The sequence below is a fragment of the Lysobacter sp. Hz25 genome, from assembly GCF_046097045.1.
GTDB classification, from domain to species: Bacteria; Pseudomonadota; Gammaproteobacteria; order Xanthomonadales; family Xanthomonadaceae; genus Lysobacter; species Lysobacter antibioticus_B.
Genome location: NZ_CP175666.1, coordinates 3,210,003 through 3,231,909, shown reverse-complemented (window position 1 = coordinate 3,231,909; position 21,907 = coordinate 3,210,003). Strand labels below are relative to the sequence as shown.

Annotated in this window: 9 protein-coding genes; 4 read left to right on the top strand and 5 right to left on the bottom strand. The window is 68.5% G+C overall.

The genetic code is table 11. The features are described from left to right. Positions 1-167: 167 nt before the first annotated feature. From ACKN61_RS13235 to ACKN61_RS13225, 3 genes are all read left to right on the top strand, one after another. Positions 168-12,188, top strand: coding sequence for a filamentous haemagglutinin family protein (locus ACKN61_RS13235; RefSeq protein WP_408949938.1), 12,021 nt, complete (start codon positions 168-170; stop codon positions 12,186-12,188). A gap of 388 nt (positions 12,189-12,576) precedes the next feature. Beyond that, positions 12,577-12,822, top strand: a complete 246-nt coding sequence (locus tag ACKN61_RS13230; protein WP_408949937.1) for a hypothetical protein — start codon at positions 12,577-12,579, stop codon at positions 12,820-12,822. A gap of 577 nt (positions 12,823-13,399) precedes the next feature. Beyond that, positions 13,400-14,749, top strand: a complete 1,350-nt coding sequence (locus ACKN61_RS13225; protein ID WP_408949936.1) for a substrate-binding domain-containing protein — start codon at positions 13,400-13,402, stop codon at positions 14,747-14,749. A gap of 207 nt (positions 14,750-14,956) precedes the next feature. Here the strand turns inward: ACKN61_RS13225 and ACKN61_RS13220 are convergent, their stop codons facing one another. The 5 genes from ACKN61_RS13220 to ACKN61_RS13200 all read right to left on the bottom strand — a co-directional run bounded on the left by ACKN61_RS13220 (position 14,957) and on the right by ACKN61_RS13200 (position 20,748). Next, positions 14,957-15,454, bottom strand: coding sequence for a hypothetical protein (locus tag ACKN61_RS13220; protein WP_408949935.1), 498 nt, complete (start codon positions 15,452-15,454; stop codon positions 14,957-14,959). 1,090 nt (positions 15,455-16,544) lie between these two features. Continuing rightward, positions 16,545-17,330, bottom strand: a complete 786-nt coding sequence (locus ACKN61_RS13215) for an ABC transporter permease subunit (RefSeq protein ID WP_408953820.1) — start codon at positions 17,328-17,330, stop codon at positions 16,545-16,547. Positions 17,331-17,356: 26 nt separating this feature from the next. Further along, entirely contained in the window at positions 17,357-18,214 is an 858-nt protein-coding gene (locus ACKN61_RS13210) for an ABC transporter permease subunit (protein ID WP_223620238.1), read from the bottom strand. A 226-nt stretch (positions 18,215-18,440) separates the two neighbouring features. Beyond that, entirely contained in the window at positions 18,441-19,598 is a 1,158-nt protein-coding gene (locus ACKN61_RS13205) for an ABC transporter ATP-binding protein (protein WP_408949934.1), read from the bottom strand. 4 nt (positions 19,599-19,602) lie between these two features. After that, positions 19,603-20,748, bottom strand: a complete 1,146-nt coding sequence (locus ACKN61_RS13200; RefSeq protein WP_408949933.1) for an extracellular solute-binding protein — start codon at positions 20,746-20,748, stop codon at positions 19,603-19,605. 299 nt (positions 20,749-21,047) lie between these two features. Here ACKN61_RS13200 and ACKN61_RS13195 point away from each other — a divergent pair, with 299 nt between their 5' ends. Then, positions 21,048-21,824: a TorF family putative porin gene (locus ACKN61_RS13195; RefSeq protein ID WP_408949932.1), complete on the top strand. Its 777-nt coding sequence runs from the start codon at positions 21,048-21,050 to the stop codon at positions 21,822-21,824. The last annotated feature ends 83 nt before the right edge of the window (positions 21,825-21,907 follow it).

Sequence of the window (21,907 nt, the reverse complement as noted above, 5' to 3'; positions counted from 1 at the left end):
AAGGGGGGCAGGGGGGGATTTGCTCCCGCCGCCAAAGCAAATCCCCCGCGTCCGCTACGCAGCCGCCGCTTCCTTTCGGAAAGCGGGCAAACCTCCTCTCTCCAGCGCATCGCTTCGACCGGCGCGCCCACCGTTACACCGTCGCGTCGAACGAAAAGGAATCCGTCATGACCCGCAAGCCCGCCGTCCGCCGTTGTGTCCGCAGTCCCTTGCGCCTGCTGGCGCTCAGCGCCGCGATCTCCGCGGCCTTGATCGGCGCGCCGGCGCAGGCCGACCCGAATCCGTTCGCGCGGCGCGGCATCGATCCGGCGGCGCAGGCGGCGCGTTCGGTGCAGCAGCAGGGGCTGCAATCGGTGCGTGCGCAACAGACCGCGCAGAAGTCGCTGGCGGCGTTCACCCGCGCCTCGCAGGTGCGCGGCGTGCTCGATGCCGCCCAGGCCGCGGCGCGGGCGGCGGCGCAGACCGGTAACGAGGTGCCCAACGGCCTGGTCCAGGACGGGCTCAAGATCGCCGCGGGCGTCAAGATCGAACCCGGGGCGATCCTCGCCAACGATCCGCGCCTGGGCCAATCCAAGCTGTGGCTCGGGGCCAAGGCGCCGACCCAGCGCAACGACGCCGGCGACGTCACCGTCACCATCGAACAGACCCAGAAGAAGGCGATCCTGAGCTGGGAAAGCTTCAACGTAGGCAAACGCACGACGGTGCATTTCGACCAGCGCGCCGGCAACCAGGCCAACGGCAACGACTGGATCGCGCTCAACCGCGTCGACGACCCGAGCGGTCGCCCGAGCCAGATCTTCGGCCGCATCCGCGCCGAAGGCAGCGTCTATCTGCTCAATCGCAATGGCGTGTTGTTCGGCGCCGGCGCCCAAGTCAATACGCGCTCGTTGATCGCCTCGTCGTTGAACCTGTTCGACAACGACGTCGCCAAGAGCAACCGCGTGTTCATCGCCGAGGGCGTGCGCCGCGCCAACGCCGGCACGCTCGACGCGACGGTGTTGACCTCGGGCTTGGCCGACGTCCAATCCGGTTCCAGCGCCCCTCCGCCGGCGCGCCCGGGCGACATCCGCATCGAGGCGGGCGCGACCATCCAGACCGCGTCGGGCGGTTATTCGCTGATCGCTGCGCCGAACGTCGCCAATGCCGGCAGCGTGCTGGCCCAGGACGGCCAGGCCCAACTCGCTGCCGTGCTCGGCGCGCGTGCGCCGACCGGCGCGGCCGGCGCCGACAATCGCCTGTCGCTGAACTACGGCCTGATCGGCGCCGCGGTGAGCCTGGATCCGCAGGCCAGCGGCTACGGCCGCCTCGACAACAGCGGCATCGTCGCCTCCACGCGCGGCGACGTCACCCTGACCGGGCACGACATCCGCCAGGACGGTTACGTCGCCACCACCACCAGCATCAGCCGTCCGGGCACGCTGTCGATCCTGGCGATCAACCACGGCCAGACCTCGGCCATGGACAGCACCTCGCAACTCGCCGACAACCCGGGCGGCTCGCTGACGTTCGGCTCGCAGTCGGTGACCGCGATCCTGCCCGAACGCGACGGCGAGACCACCACTTCCGCGCACAGCGCCGACCAGGCCTTCCGCCCGCCGAGCGCGACCCTGGCCGGCGCGCAGATGCGCTTCCAGGAAAATTCGTTGGTGCTGATGCCGGGCGCGAAACTCGACGTGGTCGGCCTGGACGTCCTGCGCCGCGGCGCCATCCAAGCGCCGCGCGCGCCGTCGCGCATCCTGATCGAGCGAGGAGCGACCATCAGCGTGGCCGGCCTGGCCGACGTACAGCGGCCGATGTCGGACCATCTGGTCACGATCAAGCGCATCGGCGAAAACGAACTGGCCGACTCGCCGCTGCTGCGCGGCGGCGGTTTGTTCAAGCAGGAAGTGCAGATCGACGTGCGCGAACGCGGCATCACCGACGACGGCCGAGCCTGGGTCGGCAGCCCTCTGCTCAACGCTTCCGGTTATGCCGACCAGCGTCCGCGCACGGTCGAGCAGATGCTGGTCGACGGCGGCAGCATCAACATCAGCGGCCGCGAGTTCATCGCGCGCTCGGGCTCGACGCTGGATCTCGATGCCGGCTACGTGCACTACCTCGGCGGCATGATCGAGACCCGGCGTCTGCTCGGTGCCGACGGCCGCACCTATCGCCTGGCCGAAGCCGACCCGAACCTGGCCTATGTCGGTTTCGCCGGCAGCCACACCCTCGACCACCAGCGTTGGGGCGTCAAGGAGGTGTTCTCGTCGCCGTTGTTCGCGCGCGATCGCCGTTACGAATCCGACTATCTCGAAGGCGGCGACGCCGGCCAGCTGAGCATCCATCTGCGCGCCGACAGCGCCACCCAGCCGATCGATTCCGCTCTGATCCTGGCCGGCGAGGTCCATGCCGGCGCCGAGTCGGGCCGCTATCAACTCGACGGCGACGACAGCGCGCGCGGCGGCGCTTTCAAACTCAGCAGCGACGGCGTCCGCGAATTCACCGCCTGGCGCTGGCAGAACGGCGCGGTCGCCGACGTCGGCGACGGCTTCGGCATGACGACGCCGTTCGCCAGCCTGGCCGTCGCGGCGCCCGACGCGCGCGGCGTGCGCAGCACCGCCTTGTCGGCCGAGCAGTTCAAGCGCGCCGGCTTCGCCGACATCGCCATCAACGACAGCCAAGCCCTGATCGAAGTCGGCGAAGGCGTGCAATTGCAGGCCCAGGCCGGCGGCCGCGTCGCGCTGGCCGGGCGACGGGTGGAGGTGGACGGCACGATCGAAACCGTATCCGGCGAAATCGCCCTGGAAGCCGGCGGCCGCTCGGCCTTCGATCCGCCGGCGCAGCGCGGCGACATCGTGCTCGGCGCCGATGCGCGCCTGCTGGCACGTGGCGAATGGGTCAACGACCACGGCCGCCGCGGCGAGCCCGAACGCGGCGGCGCCTACATCGACGGCGGCAAGATCTCGCTGATCACCGAGCAGTTGCTCGGCGGCGACGAACGCGGCCGCTTCGATGCCAGCGGTTCGATCCTGATCGATCGCGGCGCCGTGCTCGACGTCTCCAGCGGCGGCCGCATTCTCGGCAACGGCCGCCTTGCCGAGAAGGACGGCGTCGCCCTCGGACGCGGCGGCGACATCAGCCTGCAGACCTATCGCCGACGCGATTCCGACACCCTCAACGCCTTCTTCCCGGCCGCCTTCCAACCCGCCGCCGACGGCGCCGGCCGCTTGAGCTTCGAGGCCGGCTCGTTGGTCGCGCACAACCTGGGCGGCGGCGGAACCTTGCGCCTGGCCGCGCGCGACATCCGCATCGGCGGCGATGCGCCGGCCGACCCGCGCAGCCTGCACTTGGCCGCGGACTTCTTCGCCGATGGAGAATTCGGCGCCTACGACTTGCGCTCGGAACTCGATGCGGTGATCGTCGCCGACACCCAGGTGCGGGTCTCGCAGCGTCAGTTCCTGCCCGACGCCGGGGCTTTGCGCTCGCTGGCGAGCGGCGCCGATCTCTATGCCGGTGGCTTGGGCGGATTCGGCCGCTTCGGCCGGCTCGACGACTACCGCCGCGCGCCGACCGATTTCTCGATCGAAGCCGGCGGCGCGGTCGGCTATACCAGCTACGCCTTGCCCTTGTCGCAATTGCCCGACGAGATGCGCCTGGAGCGCGGCGCCCAGTTGTCGCTCGACCCCGGCGCGGACGTGCGCTTGGGCTCGCGCGGCCAAGTCAGCGTGTTCGGTCAGGTCGTCGCCCACGGCGGTCGCATCGCGGTGTCGGGCGATACCGCCTCGGGTCTGTCGCCGTCGCTGGCGAACAGCGGTCGCGGTTACTGGGCCACCGACAAATCGGTCTGGCTCGGCGCCGAGGCGGTGCTCGACGTGTCGGGCACGGCGCTGATCGATGGCGCGCAAACCCCGCGTACCGATGGCAGCCTGCCGCGCACCGGCAGACTGCTCGACGGCGGCGGCATCACCCTCAGCAACAACGGCGGCTATGTCGTGGTCGAGCAGGGCGCACGCCTCGAGCTGTCCGGCGCCGCCGAGCGCTTCGATGTGCGCGGCGATGTCGCCGTGCCGGGCGCCGACCCGTATGTCGACACACCGGTGTGGAGCGACGCCGGCCGCTTGCGCATCGGTGCGCTCGGCCTGTATTTCGACGGCGACATCCAGGCCCACGGCGGCGGTGAGCAGGCGCGCGGCGGCCAACTGGAACTGCAACCGCTGGACGGCCAACGCCTGGCCGCGGGCGGCGGCACCGACCGCCTCGCCACCCGCGAGATCGTCCTGCGCGGCAGCGGTTCGCTGTTGCCCGAGGGCGCGCGTGCCGGCGCCGCGATCGAAGCCGGCCTCGCCAGGCCTTCGGGCCGGATGGTGTTCGCCGCCGACCGCCTTGACGGCAGCGGCATCGACACTCTGAGCATCGGTCAACCCGGTCAGCGCAGCTACGTGCCGGTGGTATTCGAAGGCAACGTCGATCTCAAGCTCGACCGTGCCCTGGCGATGAACGCCAGCGGCTATGGTTTTCGCGCCGACCCCAAGGCCGCAGCCGGCAGCGCCGCGCAGGTGAACCTCAGTGCGGCCTATGTCGCGTTCAACGGCCTGGTGAACGGCGCCGCGCTCGCAGCGGCCTTGCCCGACCCGGTCGCGCCGGGCGACGCGGTCCTGTCGGTGCAGGCCGGCTTCATCGATTTCGGCGGGCGCGTGCGCATCGACAATTTCGCCAGCGCGCAGTTCGACAGCCGCGGCGATATCCGCTTCCACACGCCGAACGATTTCCGCACCGTCAACGGCGCCGATGGATTGCGCACGGTGGCGGGCGAATTGCTCAGCGGCGGCGACTTGTTCTTCCGCGCCGCGCAGTTGTACCCCTCGACCGGCGAGCGCTTCGTGGTGCGCGCGCTGGGCGCGCTGGATCGGATCGGCGGCCGCCGCGTCGAGACCGAGATCAAGATCGCCGGCAACGGCGCGGCTTCGACCGCGCCGCTGTCGGCCGGCGGCGAGCTGCTGTTCGACGCCAGCCGCATCGAACAGGGCGGCACCGTGCGCGCCCCCGGCGGGCGCATCGTGCTCGGCGCCGCCGACCCGAACGACGCCGATACCCAGGCCTTGTTCAAAGGGCTCAAGCTGACTCCGACCGCGCAGGTCGAACTGAGCGCCGGCAGCCTGACCTCGGTGTCGCTGGAAGGCCGTGTGGTGCCTTACGGCAGCACGGTCGACGGCGTGCAGTGGAAGGCCGACGCGCTGGCGACCGATGTGTCCGCGCCGCCGCAGAAACAGGTGTTGCTGGATGCGACGTCGCTGGCCTTGCGCGAGGGCGCCACGGTCGACCTGTCCGGCGGCGGTGACTTGCAGGCGGTGGAGTGGGTGCCGGGCACCGGCGGCAGCCGCGACGTGTTGTCGCGCTACGGCACCAGTTATGCCGACGGTGGTGCGCGGCAGGTGCCGCTGTACTCGGATGCGCGCGAGGTTTACGCGATCGTGCCGGGCGTGCAATCGCCGCTCGCCGCCGCCGATCCCGGCTTCAGCGCCGGCGACGGCAGCGGCGCGATCGGACGCGCGGTGTATTTGTCCGGCGTGCCGGGCCTGGCCGACGGCGTCTACACCTTGCTGCCGGGCAAGTACGCGACCTTGCCGGGCGCGTTCCGCGTGGTCCAGCGCAGTGGCGCGCTCGACAGCCTGGGCAGCCGCAACCTGACCGCCAACGACGGCACCCACGTCGTCGCCGGTCATTACGTCGACACCCTGACCGGCGCGCGCGACGCCCGCAGCAGCAGCTTCGAAGTGCAGTCGGCGGCGACCTGGGGCGGCTATTCGCAGTACGCGCTCACCCGTGCCGACAAGTACTTCTCCGAGCGCGCGGCACGCAACGGCGCGGTCGCGCCGCAGTTGCCGCACGACGGCGGCCAGTTGGTGCTCAGCGCCACGCGCTCGCTCGAACTCGGCGCCAGCCTGCAGGCCGCGGCAGCCCCGGGCGGCGCGGCGGCGCAGATCGACATCGCTGCGCAGGCGATCCAGATCCGCGGCCAGGACCAAGCCGCGCGCGAGGGTTATGTGCAACTCGACGTCCAGGGCCTGAACCGCCTCGGCGCCGGCAGCCTGTTGATCGGCGGCACCCGCAGCCAGCGCGACGAGGGCCTGCTGATCGATGCGCGCGCCGACAGCGTCGTGCTCGACAACGATGCCGCTTCGGCGCTGAAGGGCGCCGAGATCGTGCTGGTGGCGCGCGGCGGCGACGGCAGCGATTCGGCCCGCACCGGCGTCCGCATCGGCGCCGGCGCGACGATTCAAGCCGATGGCGTGTTGCCCGGGCATAGCGACAAGCCCTTGCTGATCGGCGAGGTCGCCGGCGAAGGCCGCCCCGGCGTCAGTGGCGATGGCGCCTTGCTGCGCGTCTCCAATGCCGGGCCGCTCGATGTGCGCCGCCGTAACCTGCCGGCACTGGAACGGTCTCATGGCCTGCTGACGGTCGGTGCCGGCGCGCGCGTCGACGGCGGCGCCTCGCTGACCCTGGACGCGTCCGGCAATACCCGGGTCGACCCCTCGGCCTTGCTCGGTGGCCGCGATGTGCAGGCCAACAGCGGCCTGATCGCGTTCGCCGACGGCGATGCCAGCGGCCTCGACGGTTTCGTGGTCGGCCGTAACACCCTGACCCTGTTCGACGCCGCCGAACGCATCGGTCTGCGCAGCTATGGGCGCATGGAATTCCACGGCGACGTTTCGATCGACGTCGGCCGCGAATTGGTCCTGAGCGCGGCCCACTTCGTCGGCGACGGCGGCGACGTGCGCTTGCGCGCCGACACCCTGACTTTGGCGAATGATCTCGCCGCGCCGGTGGCGGCCAAGAACGGCGGCAGCGGCCGCTTGTCCCTGTCCGGCCGCGACGTGGTGTTCGGCGGCGGCGACAAGAGCCTCGGCGGTTTCGCCGAGGTGCAGGTCGATGCCGCCGGCGCGATCGGCGTGCGCGGCAAGGGTTCGCTGGACGCCGGAGCGGCGGCGGTGAGCCTGCGCGCGCCGGTGATTCGCGCCGAGGCCAATGCCGAGGGGCGCATCGCCACCGGCGGCGATCTGAGCCTGCAACGCGGCGCAGGCATCGCGCCCGGCGAACGCCCGCAGGGAGGGGCGATCGAACTGGCCGGTCGCAGCATCGTCGGCGATGCCCTGGTGCAGGCGAATTCCGGCCGCGTCGCGCTGCGCGCCGACGGCGGCGACGTGCGCCTCGCTGCGGGCGCGGTCATCGACGTGTCGGCGCAGGCCAAGACCTTGTACGACAGCACGCTGTTGCCGCCGGCCGGGCAGATCGAGCTGCATTCGCAGCACGGCTCGGTGCATCTGGCCCCCGGCAGCGCCCTGGATTTCTCGGCGCCGGCCGGCGGCGATGCCGGCCGCCTGCGTGCCAGCGCCGGCGAAGGCGCGATCGATCTGCAGGGCGTGTTGCGCGGCGGCACCCCGAAGGGGCGCGGCGGCAGCCTCGAACTCGATGCCGGGCAGGCGCTCGATCTCGACTCGCTGGCCGCGCGCCTGGCGGCCAGCGGCATCGACCAGCGCATCGCGGTGCGCACGCGCAGCGGCGCGCTGAGTCTGTCCGAAGGCCACAGCCTGAAGGCGCGCGAAGTCAGCCTGATCGCCGATGGCGGCGAACACAGCGCGGGCCGCGACGCCGAGCATGGCCGGGTCCGCATCGACGGCCGCATCGACGCGTCGGGCGAGTTGGGCGGCCGCATCGAACTGTGGGGGCGCCACGGCGTCGAGGTCGACGGACAACTGATCGCGACCGGCAGCGACGCCAAGCGCCGCGGCGGCGAGATCCGCATCGGCACCAGCGGCCGCGGCGACGGCAGCCTCAACGCCGAATTCGGCTACCAGAACGTGAACCCGGATGAGGCCGGCACGATCCGCGTCGGCCGCGGTGCCGTGCTCGATGTCTCCGGCGGCAGCGCCGGCGGCCTCTCGGGCGGGCGCGTCGATCTGCGCGCGCCCCTGCTGAGCGACGGCGACGTCAACGTCGCCATCGAAGACGGCGGCGTCATCCGCGGTGCGCGCGAAGTGGCATTGGAAGCCTATGCGGTCTGGAGCACCGCCGACGCCAGCAGCGAGGAACGCCTGCATTTCGACGGCATCATCGACCCGGCCGGCTGGTACGACGCGCAGGGGCGCCTGCTCGATGGCGCCTGGACCGATGCGGCCGGCAACCCGCTGGCCGCGCCACAGACGCCCGAACAGACCGCCGAGTACCTCGCCCGCCATTACTTCACTCCGGCCGCGGCCAACGACGCCCACCGCAGTTTCTACGGTTATCGCAACGGCGATGCGCAGACGCACGAGGCCGGCACCCTGATGGGCTTCGTCCAGCGCCCCGGTTTCGATTTCGGCGACCGCTTCGCCGGCGTCGCCAACTTCCGCGCCCGGCCCGGCATCGAGTTGCGCAACCCCGACGCCGCCCACAACGGCGGCGCGATCAAGGTGCTGACCAACTGGAACCTCAACTCCGGCGAACTCGGCCGTTTCGACTTTCGCCACGACGGCGCCGCGCCGGTGTTGACCTTGCGTGCGCTCGGCGACGTCGAGGTCGATGGCAGCATCTCCGACGGTTTCTTCAAGCTCGACAGCGGCTCGACCGGGTTGACCGGCAGCCATGCCCAGAGCCTGCAGCGTTACCAGAGCGCGCGCGAGCAAATCCTCGGCCGCGACCCGCAGGAAACCTCCTTCATCTACGACTTGGGCGATTTCACCCGCGCCCTGCAACCCGCCAGCGAAGGCGATCCGGACCAGATCGGTCAGTACTACGGCCAGTACGACCAGATGCTGGAGTTCCTGACCGCCAACGACGCCCAACTCAGCGAGGCCTTCGGCACCAACACCAGCCTGCTCGATGCATTGTTCTTCATCAGCAGCCTCGGCGGCACCGACCAACCCGAGGCACCGGTGCCGCAAGGCGGGCCGGTCGGTTATCTCGACTACCTGGCGGCCTATCGCAACTACATCGCGGATATCGTGATCAACGGCAGTTCCTTGCCGGCGATCGACGCCAGCCAGCTGGCCTGGCTGCCGCAGGTCGGGCCGATGATTCCGAGCGCGCCGCCGAGCGATCGCACGCCCAATCTGCAAGCGGACAAGGACAATACGATTCCGTTCGCGCGTCGCATGCTCGCCGGCGGCGACAGCAGTTCCTACCGCTTCGTCGCCGGCGCCGATTTCGCCAGCGCCGCGCCGAATGCGCTAAACGCAAGCGCCGCGAGCGGCAGCATCGTTTTCGACGGGCATACCACGCATGGCCAGGGCAGTGCGCGCGAATTGGCGGTGCCGAACGTGCTGCGCACCGGCACCGGCCGCATCGACCTGGTCGCGGCGCAGGACATCCGCTTCGCCGACCGCGCCGCGCCGGCCAGCATCTACGCAGCCGGCCGACCGGGCGAGGGCACCAGTGCGGCGCCGACCTGGCGCATCGACGCCGCCGGCAGCGGCGCGAGCATCGCCGCGACCGGCCTGATCGTCACCGGTCAGGTCAATCCCGAAGCCGCCGGCGACATCGTCCTGCAGGCCGGGCGCGACATCGTCGGTAACCGCCGGATCTTCGACGACGAACGCGGCAGCCGCAGCGGCATCGCCGGCAACTACCTCGGCCAGTACTGGTGGCCGTGGCTGCAGGCCGGCAACACCCTGGCGCCGGACAACCGCACCACCTTGGCTTCGTCGATCAACTTCGGCGGCTTCGCCCAGGGCGTGCTCAGCGTCGGCGGCAATGTCGCGGTATCGGCCGGCCGCGACGTGCGCGAGTTGTCGGTGTCCCTGCCGACCACGTGGGCCGCCGACGGCAGCGGCGGCACGCGTAACTTCGGCGGCGGCGACTTGCGCGTCGACGCCGGCCGCGATGTACTCGGCGGCGACTACTTCGTCGCCCGCGGCGAAGGCCGCATGAGCGCCGGCGGGCGCATCGGCTCGGCCTTCGACCTGCGCATGCCGGTCTACATCGACAGCGTCACCGCCGACACGACGATGATGTCCTCGCCGGTGGCGCCGATCCTGGCGATGCAAGACGCGAGCTGGAACGTGGTCGGCGCGCAGGACGTCGACATCGGCCGCGTGCTCAATCCGTCCTACCTGCGTCCCGGCGTCAGCGGCGGCGTCGATTCGCAGTCCTTCGGCAGCGACGCTTCGCTGGCAGTGTTCTCGATCGCCGGCCGGCTCGACTTCGACAGCCTGTTGCTCGGCGATGCCTTGTTCGCCTACGGCGGCAACCGCATCGAGGCCCGGCCGCAGTCGCCCTACGACGTATCGCAGACGCCGTTCTTCGCCCGCGTGTTGCCGGCGCGCGTCAGCCTGACCGCGGCAGCCGGCGACGTCGTCCTGCACAGCGGCGAGCAACTGTTCCCGTCGGCGCGCGGCCAGCTCGACCTGATCGCCGGCGGCGATCTGCGCCTGTACTCGGATCTTTTCCTCGGTGCGATGACGCTGCGCATGCTGGACTTCGATCCGGCCTGGATGCCGTCGCCGCTGAACCAGATCACCAAGATCGCCGGCGAAGGCCTCGGGCCGATCGGCTTCGGCAACCTGAGCTTCGGCGTCGACCGCACCCAGCTCGGCAACCTGCATCGCGACGATGCCGAGCCGGTGCGTCTGTACGCCGGCGGCGATATTCTCGGCGGCCTGCAGCGCGACGGCGCCAGCCTCAATCCGCTGCGCATCGAGCTGCCCAAGCCGGCCGCGATCCAGGCCGGCCGCGACATCGTCGACCTGGATTTCCGTGGCCAGAACTTCCGCGGCTCAGACACCACCCGTATCGTCGCGGGCCGCGACCTGTTCAACCGTCCCTTGAATCCGCGCCACCGCACCGGCGCGTATCGCAGCGCGTCCTCGTGGCTGGAACTGGCCGGCCCGGGCAGCTTCGAAGTGCAGGCCGGACGCAATCTCGGCCGCATCACCTCGGCCAACGAGGCCTTCGATAACGGCAGCTACGACGCCAACGGCGGCGGTATCCGCAGCACCGGCAACCGCAACAACGCCGGCCTGCCGTTCGAGGGCGCCGACGTCGTGGTGCGCTTCGGCGTCGCGCCGGGCATCGACACGATCGCCTTCGCGGGGCATTACCTGGATCCGGCCAGCGCCGATGCCGGCGCCTACACGGACTGGTTGGTCGCTTTCATGCAACAGATCCAGGACGACCAACGCCAGCGCAGCGGCGACGACGCGCCGTCCGCGCCCTTGAACGCACAACAGGCCTGGCTCGCGTTCCAGCAGCAGGCCGCGGCGGTGAAGCAACGCCTGGTCGACCGGGTCTTCCTCGACCTGCTCAAGCGCGCCGGCAAGGACAACAAGGACCCGGCGAGCGCCCAGTTCGGCAAGTACGCCGCCGGCTATCGCGCGATCAACACCTTGTTCCCGGCCTCGCTTGGCTACACCGCCAATCAGCTCGAAGGCGGGCAGAACGGTGCGCAGGCGCCGGTCGCGACCGGTCAGCTCGACATGCGCGGCTCGACCATCCAGACCCAACAGGGCGGCGACATCCGCATCCTGGGCCCCGGCGGCGACATCCGCGTCGGCAGCGCGAGCGCGCCGCCGACCGTGATCGACGCGCAGGGCGTGGTGCGGGTGGGGCCGAACCAGCAGGGCATCCTGACCCTCGACATCGGCGACATCGACATCTTCACCGACGGCAGCGTGTTGCTCGCGCAAAGCCGCATCTTCACCCAGCGCGGCGGCGAGATGCTGATCTGGAGCTCGAACGGCGACATCAACGCCGGCAAGGGCGCCAAGACCTCGTCCGACAAGCCGCCGGTGCGTTACTCGTGCGATATCGACCACAACTGCCGGATCGACGCCAAAGGCCTGGTCAGCGGCGCCGGCATCGCCACCTTGCAGACGGTGGCCGGCGCCAAGGCCGGCGACGCGGTCCTGGTCGCGCCGCGCGGCACCATCGATGCGGGCGATGCCGGCATCCGCATCAGCGGCAACCTGATCCTCGCCGCGCAGACCATCGCCAACGCCGACAACATCCAGGTCGACGGCGATTCGCTCGGCATCCCGGTCGCCCGCGGTGTCGACACCGGTGCCTTGGCTGCCGCCTCGTCGGCGGCCTCGGGTGTGGACGCCGCGGCCGAAGGCATGGCCGAACAACGCCCGACGCTGGCGACGCGGGACATTCCCGCGGTGATCTCGGTGCAGGTGATCGGGTTCGGATCCTGCGCCGCGGACGATACGCGCTGCGTCAACTCGCCTTGATCGCTTTGCCGGTTGAGGGCGGCCCGCACGGATGCGGGCCGTGCGCAAGCAGGTCGTCGATGGCCTATCTGACGTAAGTCGCGGCCAAGGGACGCGTAGAGGCACCGGCGCCGATGTCGCCTATCGAAGCGACGTGCTTTCGCGAGGGGTAGGAGCGGCGCAAGCCGCGACCAAGGGACGCGTAGAAGCAAGATCGCCGAAGTCATTCGCCGAAGCGGCGAGCTGTCGCGTGGCAGGAGCGGCGCCAGCCGCGACGGCGCTGTAACGGGTTTGCGGCGTTTCGCTCCGCAAGATCAAAATCTAGGTCAAACGCCAAAAGCTTCCGCCACTAAAGCGGCGGGTCACTTTCTTTTGTCATAAGCAACAAAAGAAAGGTAACCAAAGAAAAATGCTTTGCTTTGAATCACAGGCCCGCACGAACGGTGCTTCCGCCGGGATTTTTCATACGGGACATCCCTGTCCCGATGAAAAACGGCGCGCATCCCTGCGCGCCGCCCTCCGGGTCTTCCATTGCCTTCGCCAGTGCGAAACTGCGCAAAGCAACGGCAACGGCAACGGCAACGGCAACGGCAATAGCAATAGCAACAGCAACAGCAACAGCAACAGCAGCAGCAGCGCGGCTATCAATCAGTGATCTCCGTAATCGACTACGAGCTGACGCGGTCGCGGCTCGCGCCGATCATGCCCATGCGAAGGAACTCGGCCTCAGTCATCGACGGCGATATCGCGTTCGCCCGCGCACCCTAAGACCTTCGTCGTAGAGTCGTCGCGTGTTGCCGCGCAGCAATGCGCCATGACGACAAACCTCGTCGCAGTCGCAACCGATACCGCGCCGTCGACACCTTCGCAGCATCGAGCGATACGCGAATCTCAAGCGCTGAAGACATGTCAATCCGCGGCGCCGCTGCGCATGCGCCGGTAAGCCAGGCGAGTACTTCGACGCAGTGCGCATCTGCGCTGTCATCTGCGTAACGCAAGCCGCGGGCACGGACACAAATACTTAGCACTTGCGAAGAAATTCCGCTTCGGCGCGCCGCGATCGATGCGCAGCAAGCTTTTTCCGATGTCACAAATTCTTATGCGCGCAGTCGCGGCGATGGAATACGTCGCGCGCAGTCTGTGCCTGCGTCAAGCAGTTCGTGATGGACGCATCGCATCGATCGGATTGATCCCTCGGGCGTTCGCCCGAAAACCCTTCAAGGAGAAGTCACGTGCATCGCAACAAGCTTTACAGCAGTCTCGCCACTGCCACCGTGCTGTTGATCGCCGCCGGTTCCGCCAACGCCGCCGATCTCTACGGTGGCGGCGCCACCTTCCCGGCACCGGCCTACGTCGGCGACCTGTACAACAGCGCTTCGCCGAAGTTCCGTCTGTCCCGCGACGCCTCGATCGCTTCCCCGGCGGTCACGTCGGCCGCTCTCGGCAACACCAACCCGGGCCCTTCGGCGACCCTGACCCCGGTGTTCGCCAAGTTCCGCGCGCTGTATCCGGCCGATGCCGCCTCCTATTGCCAGACCGGCAGCGGCACCGGCAAGAAGGTGCTCAACAACGACGGCCTGGCCGCCAACGGCGCTTGCGGCGACGCGTCGACCCCGGCTCCGACCGGCTTCGCTTCGAACGGCCCGAGCCCGGACTTCATCGGCACCGACTCGCCGATCAGCACCGCCGACTACACCACCTTCAACACCAACGTCGCCGCGACCCGCACCGCGATCGTGCAGATCCCGACGCTCGCCGGCGCCATCGCGCTGCCGTTCGAAGACACCAACGTCACCGCGCTGGCCCTGAACACCGAGAAGGTCTGCCGCATCTATTCGGCGCAGATCACCGACTGGACCGATCCGCTGCTGGGCCTGGGCCTGAGCGGTTCGCACCCGATCACCATCGTCTACCGTCAGGACGGCAGCGGCACCTCGTTCGCCTTCACCAGCTACCTGGCCGCGCAGTGCAACGGCCGTTACGGCGTCCCGGGCAGCACCACCAACCCGAACGACCCGACCAACTTCTTCAAGCCGAACCAGAGCTTCGAAACGGCGGTCAAGCAGAGCGGCGTGTGGCCGGCCTATGCCGCGCTCGCTCCGTCCAGCGGCAACAGCGGCGTGGTGGCCAAGGTCAACAGCACCGTCGACGCCTTCGGCTACGGCGACGTCGCCGAAGTCATCGCCCAGGGCGTGATGTACGCGACCGTCAACACCTTCAGCCCGAGTGCGATGCCGGCTTCGCTGAGCCTGGCGCCGTCCAGCCTGCTGCAGGGTCAGGTGCTCAATGGCGCCACTACCGCCGCTGCTCCGGGTTCGGCCACCGCCGCGCAGAAGAACTGCCTGAAGCTGGTCAGCCCGTCGGCTCCGATCTCCGGCGCCTATCCGATCGTCGCCGTCACCTACCTCAACGCGTACTACGGCGCCAACGCCGCCGCCAAGGTGACCCCGCTGCGCAACCTGTTCAAGCTGTTCTACGACACCACCAACGCGCCGACGCTGCCGACCGGTTATTCCTACCTGAGCGGCAACGCGCTGTTCCGCAGCCAGATCAATTCGGCCATCACCTCCTGCATCAACTGATTCAACGAACGGTAGGCGCCTGCGGGCGCCACCGCAGGGACGCGGGCGGCGACGGAGGGATTCCGTCGCCGCTACCGAAGGAACGGTAAGAGCCGGTGTACCGGGCGCAACGCCGGCTCCTCGCCGCGCGCCACCGTCGTCGTATCTTCAGGCATTAAAAAAGCTCCCCGGGCAACCGGGGAGCTTTTTGCTTTCGCAGTGAGCGGTTTAGGTGCCGCAGAAGCAGGTCGCGTTGGCGCCGACCGAAGCGCCGGCCGGCGCATCGATGAACACCGAGCACTGCGAACGCTCCGCCGTGCCCTGGTTCGCGGTGGTTTCGGCCTTGCTGTTGCAGGTGCCGGCGGTGACGCCGTTGTGGCTGCCGACCGGCGTGGTGAGACAGTTGGCCGAGATTTCGTCGCCGGAGCTGAGCAGGGCGGTGTTGTCGACTGCGACCACGGCCTCAGGGGACGAGGCCACCGCGCCGCCGAACACTTCGACCTTGCGGGTGCTCTGCGGGCAGGCGAACGAGGTCGTGCAGAACTGCGAATCGGCGGTGCCGGCGTTGGCGCGCACGGTACCGTAGACCTGCACCACGCCCGGGAAGAAGGTCACCGTCTTGCAGGTGCCTTCGGCGCGGGCTTGCGGGGCGGCGATCAGGCCCAGGCCGAGCGCGGCCGCCAACAGCAGAAGTTTCGCGCCGCCGGCGCGCATTGCGTAGTCCATTTGTGTGTCTCCATTGAATGATGAGATGAGTCCGGCACGGATGTGCGGCATCCGGGGGAGGCAGGAGACGTCGTGCGCAGCCGAACGGCCAGAGAGCGAGTGCAGATGGACGGCCAAGGCCGCGCGTCGTGCCGGACGGCGGCGGCAGGCAATGCTGAAGTGTCGCGGGCGTTCCTTTCCCCACGGAAATGAGAACAGGCGCGCATGTCCGCGCGATGGCATGCGTGTGAACCTGCGTGGCCGCAGGCAGAAGGGTAGGCGCGGCGCGAGCGGCGACCGTGAGCCTCAAGTGGATGAGATTCTGTTCGTGGGGCCTCGTTGGGCTGTTTGTCCTTGGCGCGTCTGCTCTGTTTCCGCTCTGGCTGTGCGTCGTTTCGCCCTGGCGAAGGCAATCGAAGACCCGTAGGGCGGCGCGCAGGGATGCGCGCCGTTTTTCATCGGGACAGGGATGTCCCGTATGAAAAATCCCTGCGTCGGCATCGCTCGTGCGGGCCTGTGATTCAAAGAAAAGCATTTTTCTTTGGTTACCTTTCTTTTGTTGCTTATGACAAAAGAAAGTAACCCGCCGCTTTAGTGGCGGAAGCTTTCGGCGTTTGATCTTGATCCTGCTTGGGCGAGGCGCAGCAAGACAGCCACAGTGCGGTCGCGGCTTGCGCCGCTCCTACCCTGGGCTCTAGCCCGCAGTGACTCGAGATTGAGGCGTCGTGGTCGCGACTTACGTCGCTCCTACAAGGGAAGGATTCGCGGAGTCTCGTTCTTCAAGCAAGAGCAGAGCTTCCGTCCGCTGACGCGGCCGGGTTACTTTCTTTTGCTGGCCCAAAAGAAAGCTAACCAAAGAAAAGGGCTTTCCTTGCAAGGGCACAGGCCACGAGTGCGATGCCGACGCCGGGATTTTTCGATAGGACATCCTTGTCCTATCGAAAAACGCCGCACGTCCTGTGCGGCGCCCTCCGGGTCTCCATTTGACCGGTAAAGCGGCAGCAGATCAAAATCACGGCAACGGCAACGGCAACGGCAACGGCAACGGCAACGGCAACGGCAACGGCAACGGCACACGACCTCGCCGAGGGCGGCGCGGCGCTCAAGCGCCTCAATCGCGCGAACGCGCCAGCTTGCGTTCGCGCCGGTGCATCAACACACCCGCCACGCTGACCCCGATCGCCACCAACAGCACGATGATCGTGGTGAGTGCGTTGATCTCCGGAGTCACGCCGATCTTGACCTTGGAATAGACCAGCATCGGCAGGGTGGTCGAGCCCGGGCCGGAGGTGAAGCTGGCGATGACCAGGTCGTCCAGCGACAGGGTGAAGGCGAGCAGCCAGCCAGCGAGCAGGGCCGGCGCGATCAGGGGCAGGGTGATGACGAAGAACACTCGCCACGGCTTCGCGCCCAGGTCCATCGCCGCTTCTTCCAGGCTCGCGTCCATCGAGGTCATGCGCGAGCGCACCACCACGGTGACGTAGCAGGCGGTCAGGGTGATGTGGGCGAGGGTGATCGTGGTCATGCCGCGTTCGGGCCAGCCGAACAGCTGCTGCACGCCGACGAACAACAACAGCGAAGACAGGCCTAGCATGACGTCGGGCATCACCATCGGCGCCGAGTTCATCAGGCTGAGGATGCCGCGGCCCGGGAAACGGCCGAAGCGCGACAGTGCCAGGCCGCTTGCGGTGCCGAGCGCGACCGCGGCGGTGGCCGAAATCGCGGCGATGGTCAGGCTGCGCTGCACCGCTTCCAGGATCTGCTCGTTGCGCATCAGCGCGCCGTACCACTGCAGCGAGAACCCGCCCCAGGTGGTGGCGCGCTCGGAGCCGCTGAAGGAGAACACGATCACCGAGACGATCGGCAGGTACAGGAAGGCGTAGCCCAGCGCCATCATCGTGTACAGGGTGAACGGGCGCCGCCTCACGAGCGGGCCTCGCGCGCCACTCGGCGATTCTCGACGTACTCGAACAGCAGGGTCGGCAGCACGATCAGCAACAGCATGGCGATGGCGATCGCCGCCGACAGCGGCCAGTCGCGGTTGGTGAAGAACTCGGTCCACAGCACGCGGCCGATGGTCAGCGCGTCGGGGCCGCCGAGCACGTCGGGGATCACGAACTCGCCGACCGCCGGGATGAATACCAATAAGGTGCCGGCGATGATGCCGGGGATCGACAGCGGCAGGGTCACACGCGCGAAGGCCTGCCAGGGTTTCGCGCCGAGGTCGGCGGCGGCTTCGAGCAGGGTGAAGTCGAGCCGGACCAGGGTTGCGGCGAGCGGCAGGATCATGAAGGGCAGGTAGTTGTAGGTGATGCCGATATAGACCGCCAGGTCGGTGTGCAGCACTGCCTCGCCGGGCTCGATCAGGCCGGTCCAGGCCAGCGCCTGGCTGATCAGGCCGTTGGCGCGCAGCAAGCCGATCAGGGCATAGGTGCGCAGCAGCGAGCTGGTCCAGAACGGCAGGATCACCAACACCAACAGCAACAAGCGCAGCACCCGCGGCGCGCGGGCGATGCCGTAGGCGATCGGATAGCCCAACAGCAGGCAGAACAGGGTCGACACCGAGGCGAACAGCAGCGACTTCAGATAGGCGGCGATATACAGCGGGTCCGACAGCAACGCGGTGTAGTTGGACGCGTGCAGGCGCAGCGAGGTGGCGCCGTCGGCGCCGGTCTCGATCAGCGGCGTGTACGGCGGCACCTGGCCGAACAGGCCCTGGGCGAAACTGATCTTGAGCACGATCAGGAACGGCACCAGGAAGAACAGCGCCATCCACAGCATCGGCACCGCGGTTACCAGCAGGCGGCCGCGGCGGCTGCGGAACTCGTCGCCGACGGCGCGGAACCAACCGAAGAGGTTCTGAACGACATCCGCCCAGAAACCCCAGGCCCCCGAGTCCCGCTTTTGTTCCATCCCACTCACAAGTCAGCCCCCGGCACCGAAGCGCAGACTGCTCCGGTACGCATGGGCGGGCAACTCACGAGTTCGGCGTTCATGACTTCGGCGCTCACGATGTCAGCACCACCGCGCTGGTCGCGTCCCACGACAGCCACAGGCTGTCGTCCCAGTCGTAATGCGGCTCGGAGCTGCGCGCGACGTGGGTTTCCTGCACGCGCAAGGTCGCGCCGGCCTCGGTCTGGACGTGATAGATCGAGACGTCGCCGAGGTAGGCGATGTCGCGGACCTTGCCGACCACGGCGTTGTCCAGGCCTTCGGGGCGGGTTTCGTGGACGTCGATCTTCTCCGGGCGCACGGCGATGCCGACCGCGGTGCCTTCGGGTAGCGGATCGGGGTGGCGTACGAGCAGTTCGCCGCCGACCCCGTCGCAATGCACGCGTAGCAGGCCGCCGTCGTCGTGGCCGAGCACACGTCCGTCGAGCAGATTGATGCCGCCGATGAACTCGGCGACGAAGCGGGTCGCCGGGTATTCGTACAACACCGCCGGCGTCGACACCTGGACGATGCGGCCGGTGTCCATGACCGCGATCCGCGACGACATCGTCATCGCCTCTTCCTGGTCGTGGGTGACCATGATGAAGGTGGTGCCGACCCGTTCCTGGATGCTGACCAGTTCGAACTGAGTGTGTTCGCGCAGCTTTTTGTCGAGCGCGCCCAGCGGTTCGTCGAGCAGCAGCAGCTTGGGTTGCTTGGCGAGCGCGCGGGCCAGGGCGACGCGCTGGCGCTGGCCGCCGGAGAGTTGGTCGGGCTTGCGGTTGCCGAGCTGCGGCATGCGTACCAGTTCCAGCATCGCCTGCACCCGGTCGCGGATCTCGCCGGCGCCGAGGCGGGCCTCGCCGGGCAGGCTCTGCTTGAGGCCGAAGGCGATGTTCTGGGCCACGCTCATGTGTGGGAACAGTGCATAGCTCTGAAACATCATATTGACCGGCCGCTGGTACGGCGGCAGGTCGGTGACGTCGACGCCGTCGATCAGCACGCGGCCGCGGTCCGGCGTCTCGAAGCCGGCGAGCACGCGCAGCAGGCTGCTCTTGCCCGAACCCGAGCCGCCGAGCAGGGCGAAGAACTCGCCGCGGTATACGTCCAGCGAGATGTCGTCGCAGGCGTAGACCTTGCCGTAGGTCTTGGTCACGCCCTCGATGCGCACGAACGGCTGTGCGGACGGGTCGCGCCAGGGCTCGAGCGCGGCGCTGCGGGCGGGGACGCTCATGCGTTTAGTGCCCGCTCTTGATGCGGGTCCAGGCGCGTACGCGCTGGCGCTGTACGTCTTCGGGCAAGGATTTGGGATCGATGAGTTTGGCGCGCACCTCGGCCGGCGGATACACGCCGGGGTCCTGGGCGATGGCCGGGTCGACCAGGGGCAGTGCGTCCTTGTTGGCGCTGGCATAGGCGACGTGGTTGCTGATCGCCGCGGCGACCTTCGGGTCGAGCAGGTAATCGATGAAGGCGTGGGCGTTGCCCGAGTGTTTGCTGTCCTTCGGTACTGCGATCACGTCGACCCAGCGGATCGCGCCTTCCTTGGGCAGCACGAAGCGCAGGTTCGGCGCCGGCTTGCCGGCCTTGGCGGCGGCATCGAAAGCGTCGGTGCTGGCCTGGGCGATGTCGCCCGAATAGCCCATCACCAGGCAGGCGTCGCCGTTGGCGAAGGCGTCCTTGTACTCGGCGTTGTTGAAGGTGCGTACGTAGGGCCGGATCGCCCCGTAGACCTGCTTGACCACCTCGATCTCGTCGGCGGTGCCGGCATTCGGGTCGCGCCCGCGCCAGATCAGCGCCGCGCCGAAGGCTTCCTGGTCGTCGTCGAGCACGGTGATGCCGCACTTGGCGAGCTTGGCGGCGTTGGCCGGATCGAACAACAGCGACCACGTATCGAGTGCGGCGCCGGCGCCGAGCGCGGCCTGGACCTTGTCGACGTTGACGCCGAGCCCGGTCGTGCCCCACATGTACGGCACCAGGTGCGCGTTGCCCGGGTCGATGCCGTCCAGGTTCTGCAGCAACTGCGGGTCGAGGTGCTTCCAGTGGCTCAGCTTGCTCTTGTCGAGCGCCGCATACAGCCCGCTCTTGACCTGGCGCTGGGCGAACGGACGCGCCGACGGAAACACCACGTCGTAGCCCGACGCGCCCGCGGTGAGCTTGCTCTCCAGCGTTTCGTTGGCATCGTAGACGTCGTAGTTGACCTTGATGCCGGTCGCCGTCTCGAAGTTCTTGATGGTGTCGTCGGCGACGTAGTCGGACCAGTTGTAGACGTTGAGCACCTTCTCCTCGGCGCCGGCGGGCGCGGCGGACGCGGCCTGATCGGGTTGTTTGCCGCCGCAGGCGACGAGCATCAGGGCGCAGGCGAGCGGGGCAAGGCGCAGGATCACGGTGTTCTCCAAAACAGGTGCGATGGCGGGGATGTTCGGAGGGCGCTCGGGCGGTGTCAATGTAAGACAGCCCTTTGCGCCGGCCTTCACGCGAACGCCCCGATCGCCGGCCCGCCTCGGATGGCTTTAGCCCCTCTGGGGGAGCGAGCGAGGCTTGCGAGGCATGGGTTCGCGCGCTCGCGAACGCCAAGGCGCTATGCGTTCTGGCCGGGGTGGGGTTGGGCGGAGGGCGCAGCGGGTTCGGGTGAGGGCCGCCCGACTGCGCTATCGTCCCCGGCAGCCCGCCTGGAGAGAGCCGCATGTCCGACCGCCCGCACCTTTGTCGCTGCGCACCGAGCGCGATCCTGTTGGCCTTGGGGCTGGCCGTGCTGTCGCCGCTGCCCGCCGCCGCACAAGACGCCACGGCCGCCGAACCGCCGGCCTGGGCCGTGCATGGCGGCGTGAGCGCGCTCAGCGACTACATCTGGCGCGGCGTGTCCCAGACCCAGGAAGACCCGGCATTGCAGGCCGAGATCGAGCTGGAACATCGCAGCGGCTTTTATGCGGGCTTGTGGGCTTCGAGCATCGACTTCACCGCCGCCGGCGAAGAGGACGACGGCATCGACTACGAACTCGACGGCTACCTGGGCTGGGCCGGTGAATTGCGGCCCGGCCTGGAACTGGACTTGGCCCTGACCCGCGCCGCCTACCCGGGCGCGCGTTCGGGCTATGACTACGACTACACCGAGCTCGAAGGCACTCTGAGTTTCGCCGAGTATTACCACGTCGGCCTGGCGTATTCGCCGGACATCTTCGGCCTGGGCGGCAAGGGTTACTACTGGAACGCGGGCGGCGAATGGCCGCTCGGCGAGAGCGGCTTCGGCCTCAAGGCTCAGATCGGTCATTACGACCTCGAAGACGCCGCAGGCGACAGCTACAACGATTACCTGCTGGCGCTGACGCGGGAGTTCGGGCCGGTGCAGGCGGAGTTGCAATACACCGATACCTCCAGTTATGGGGCGGAGTTGTCGGAGGCGCTCGACGATGGGAAGTTGGCGGATGGAAGGGTTAGTTTGGTGGTGGGGTGGAAGTTTTAGGGGGCGCTGGCGGTCGCTTTTCTAGGATCAAGATCAAGATCAAACGCCTAAAGCTTCCGCCACTAAAGCGGCGGGTAACTTTC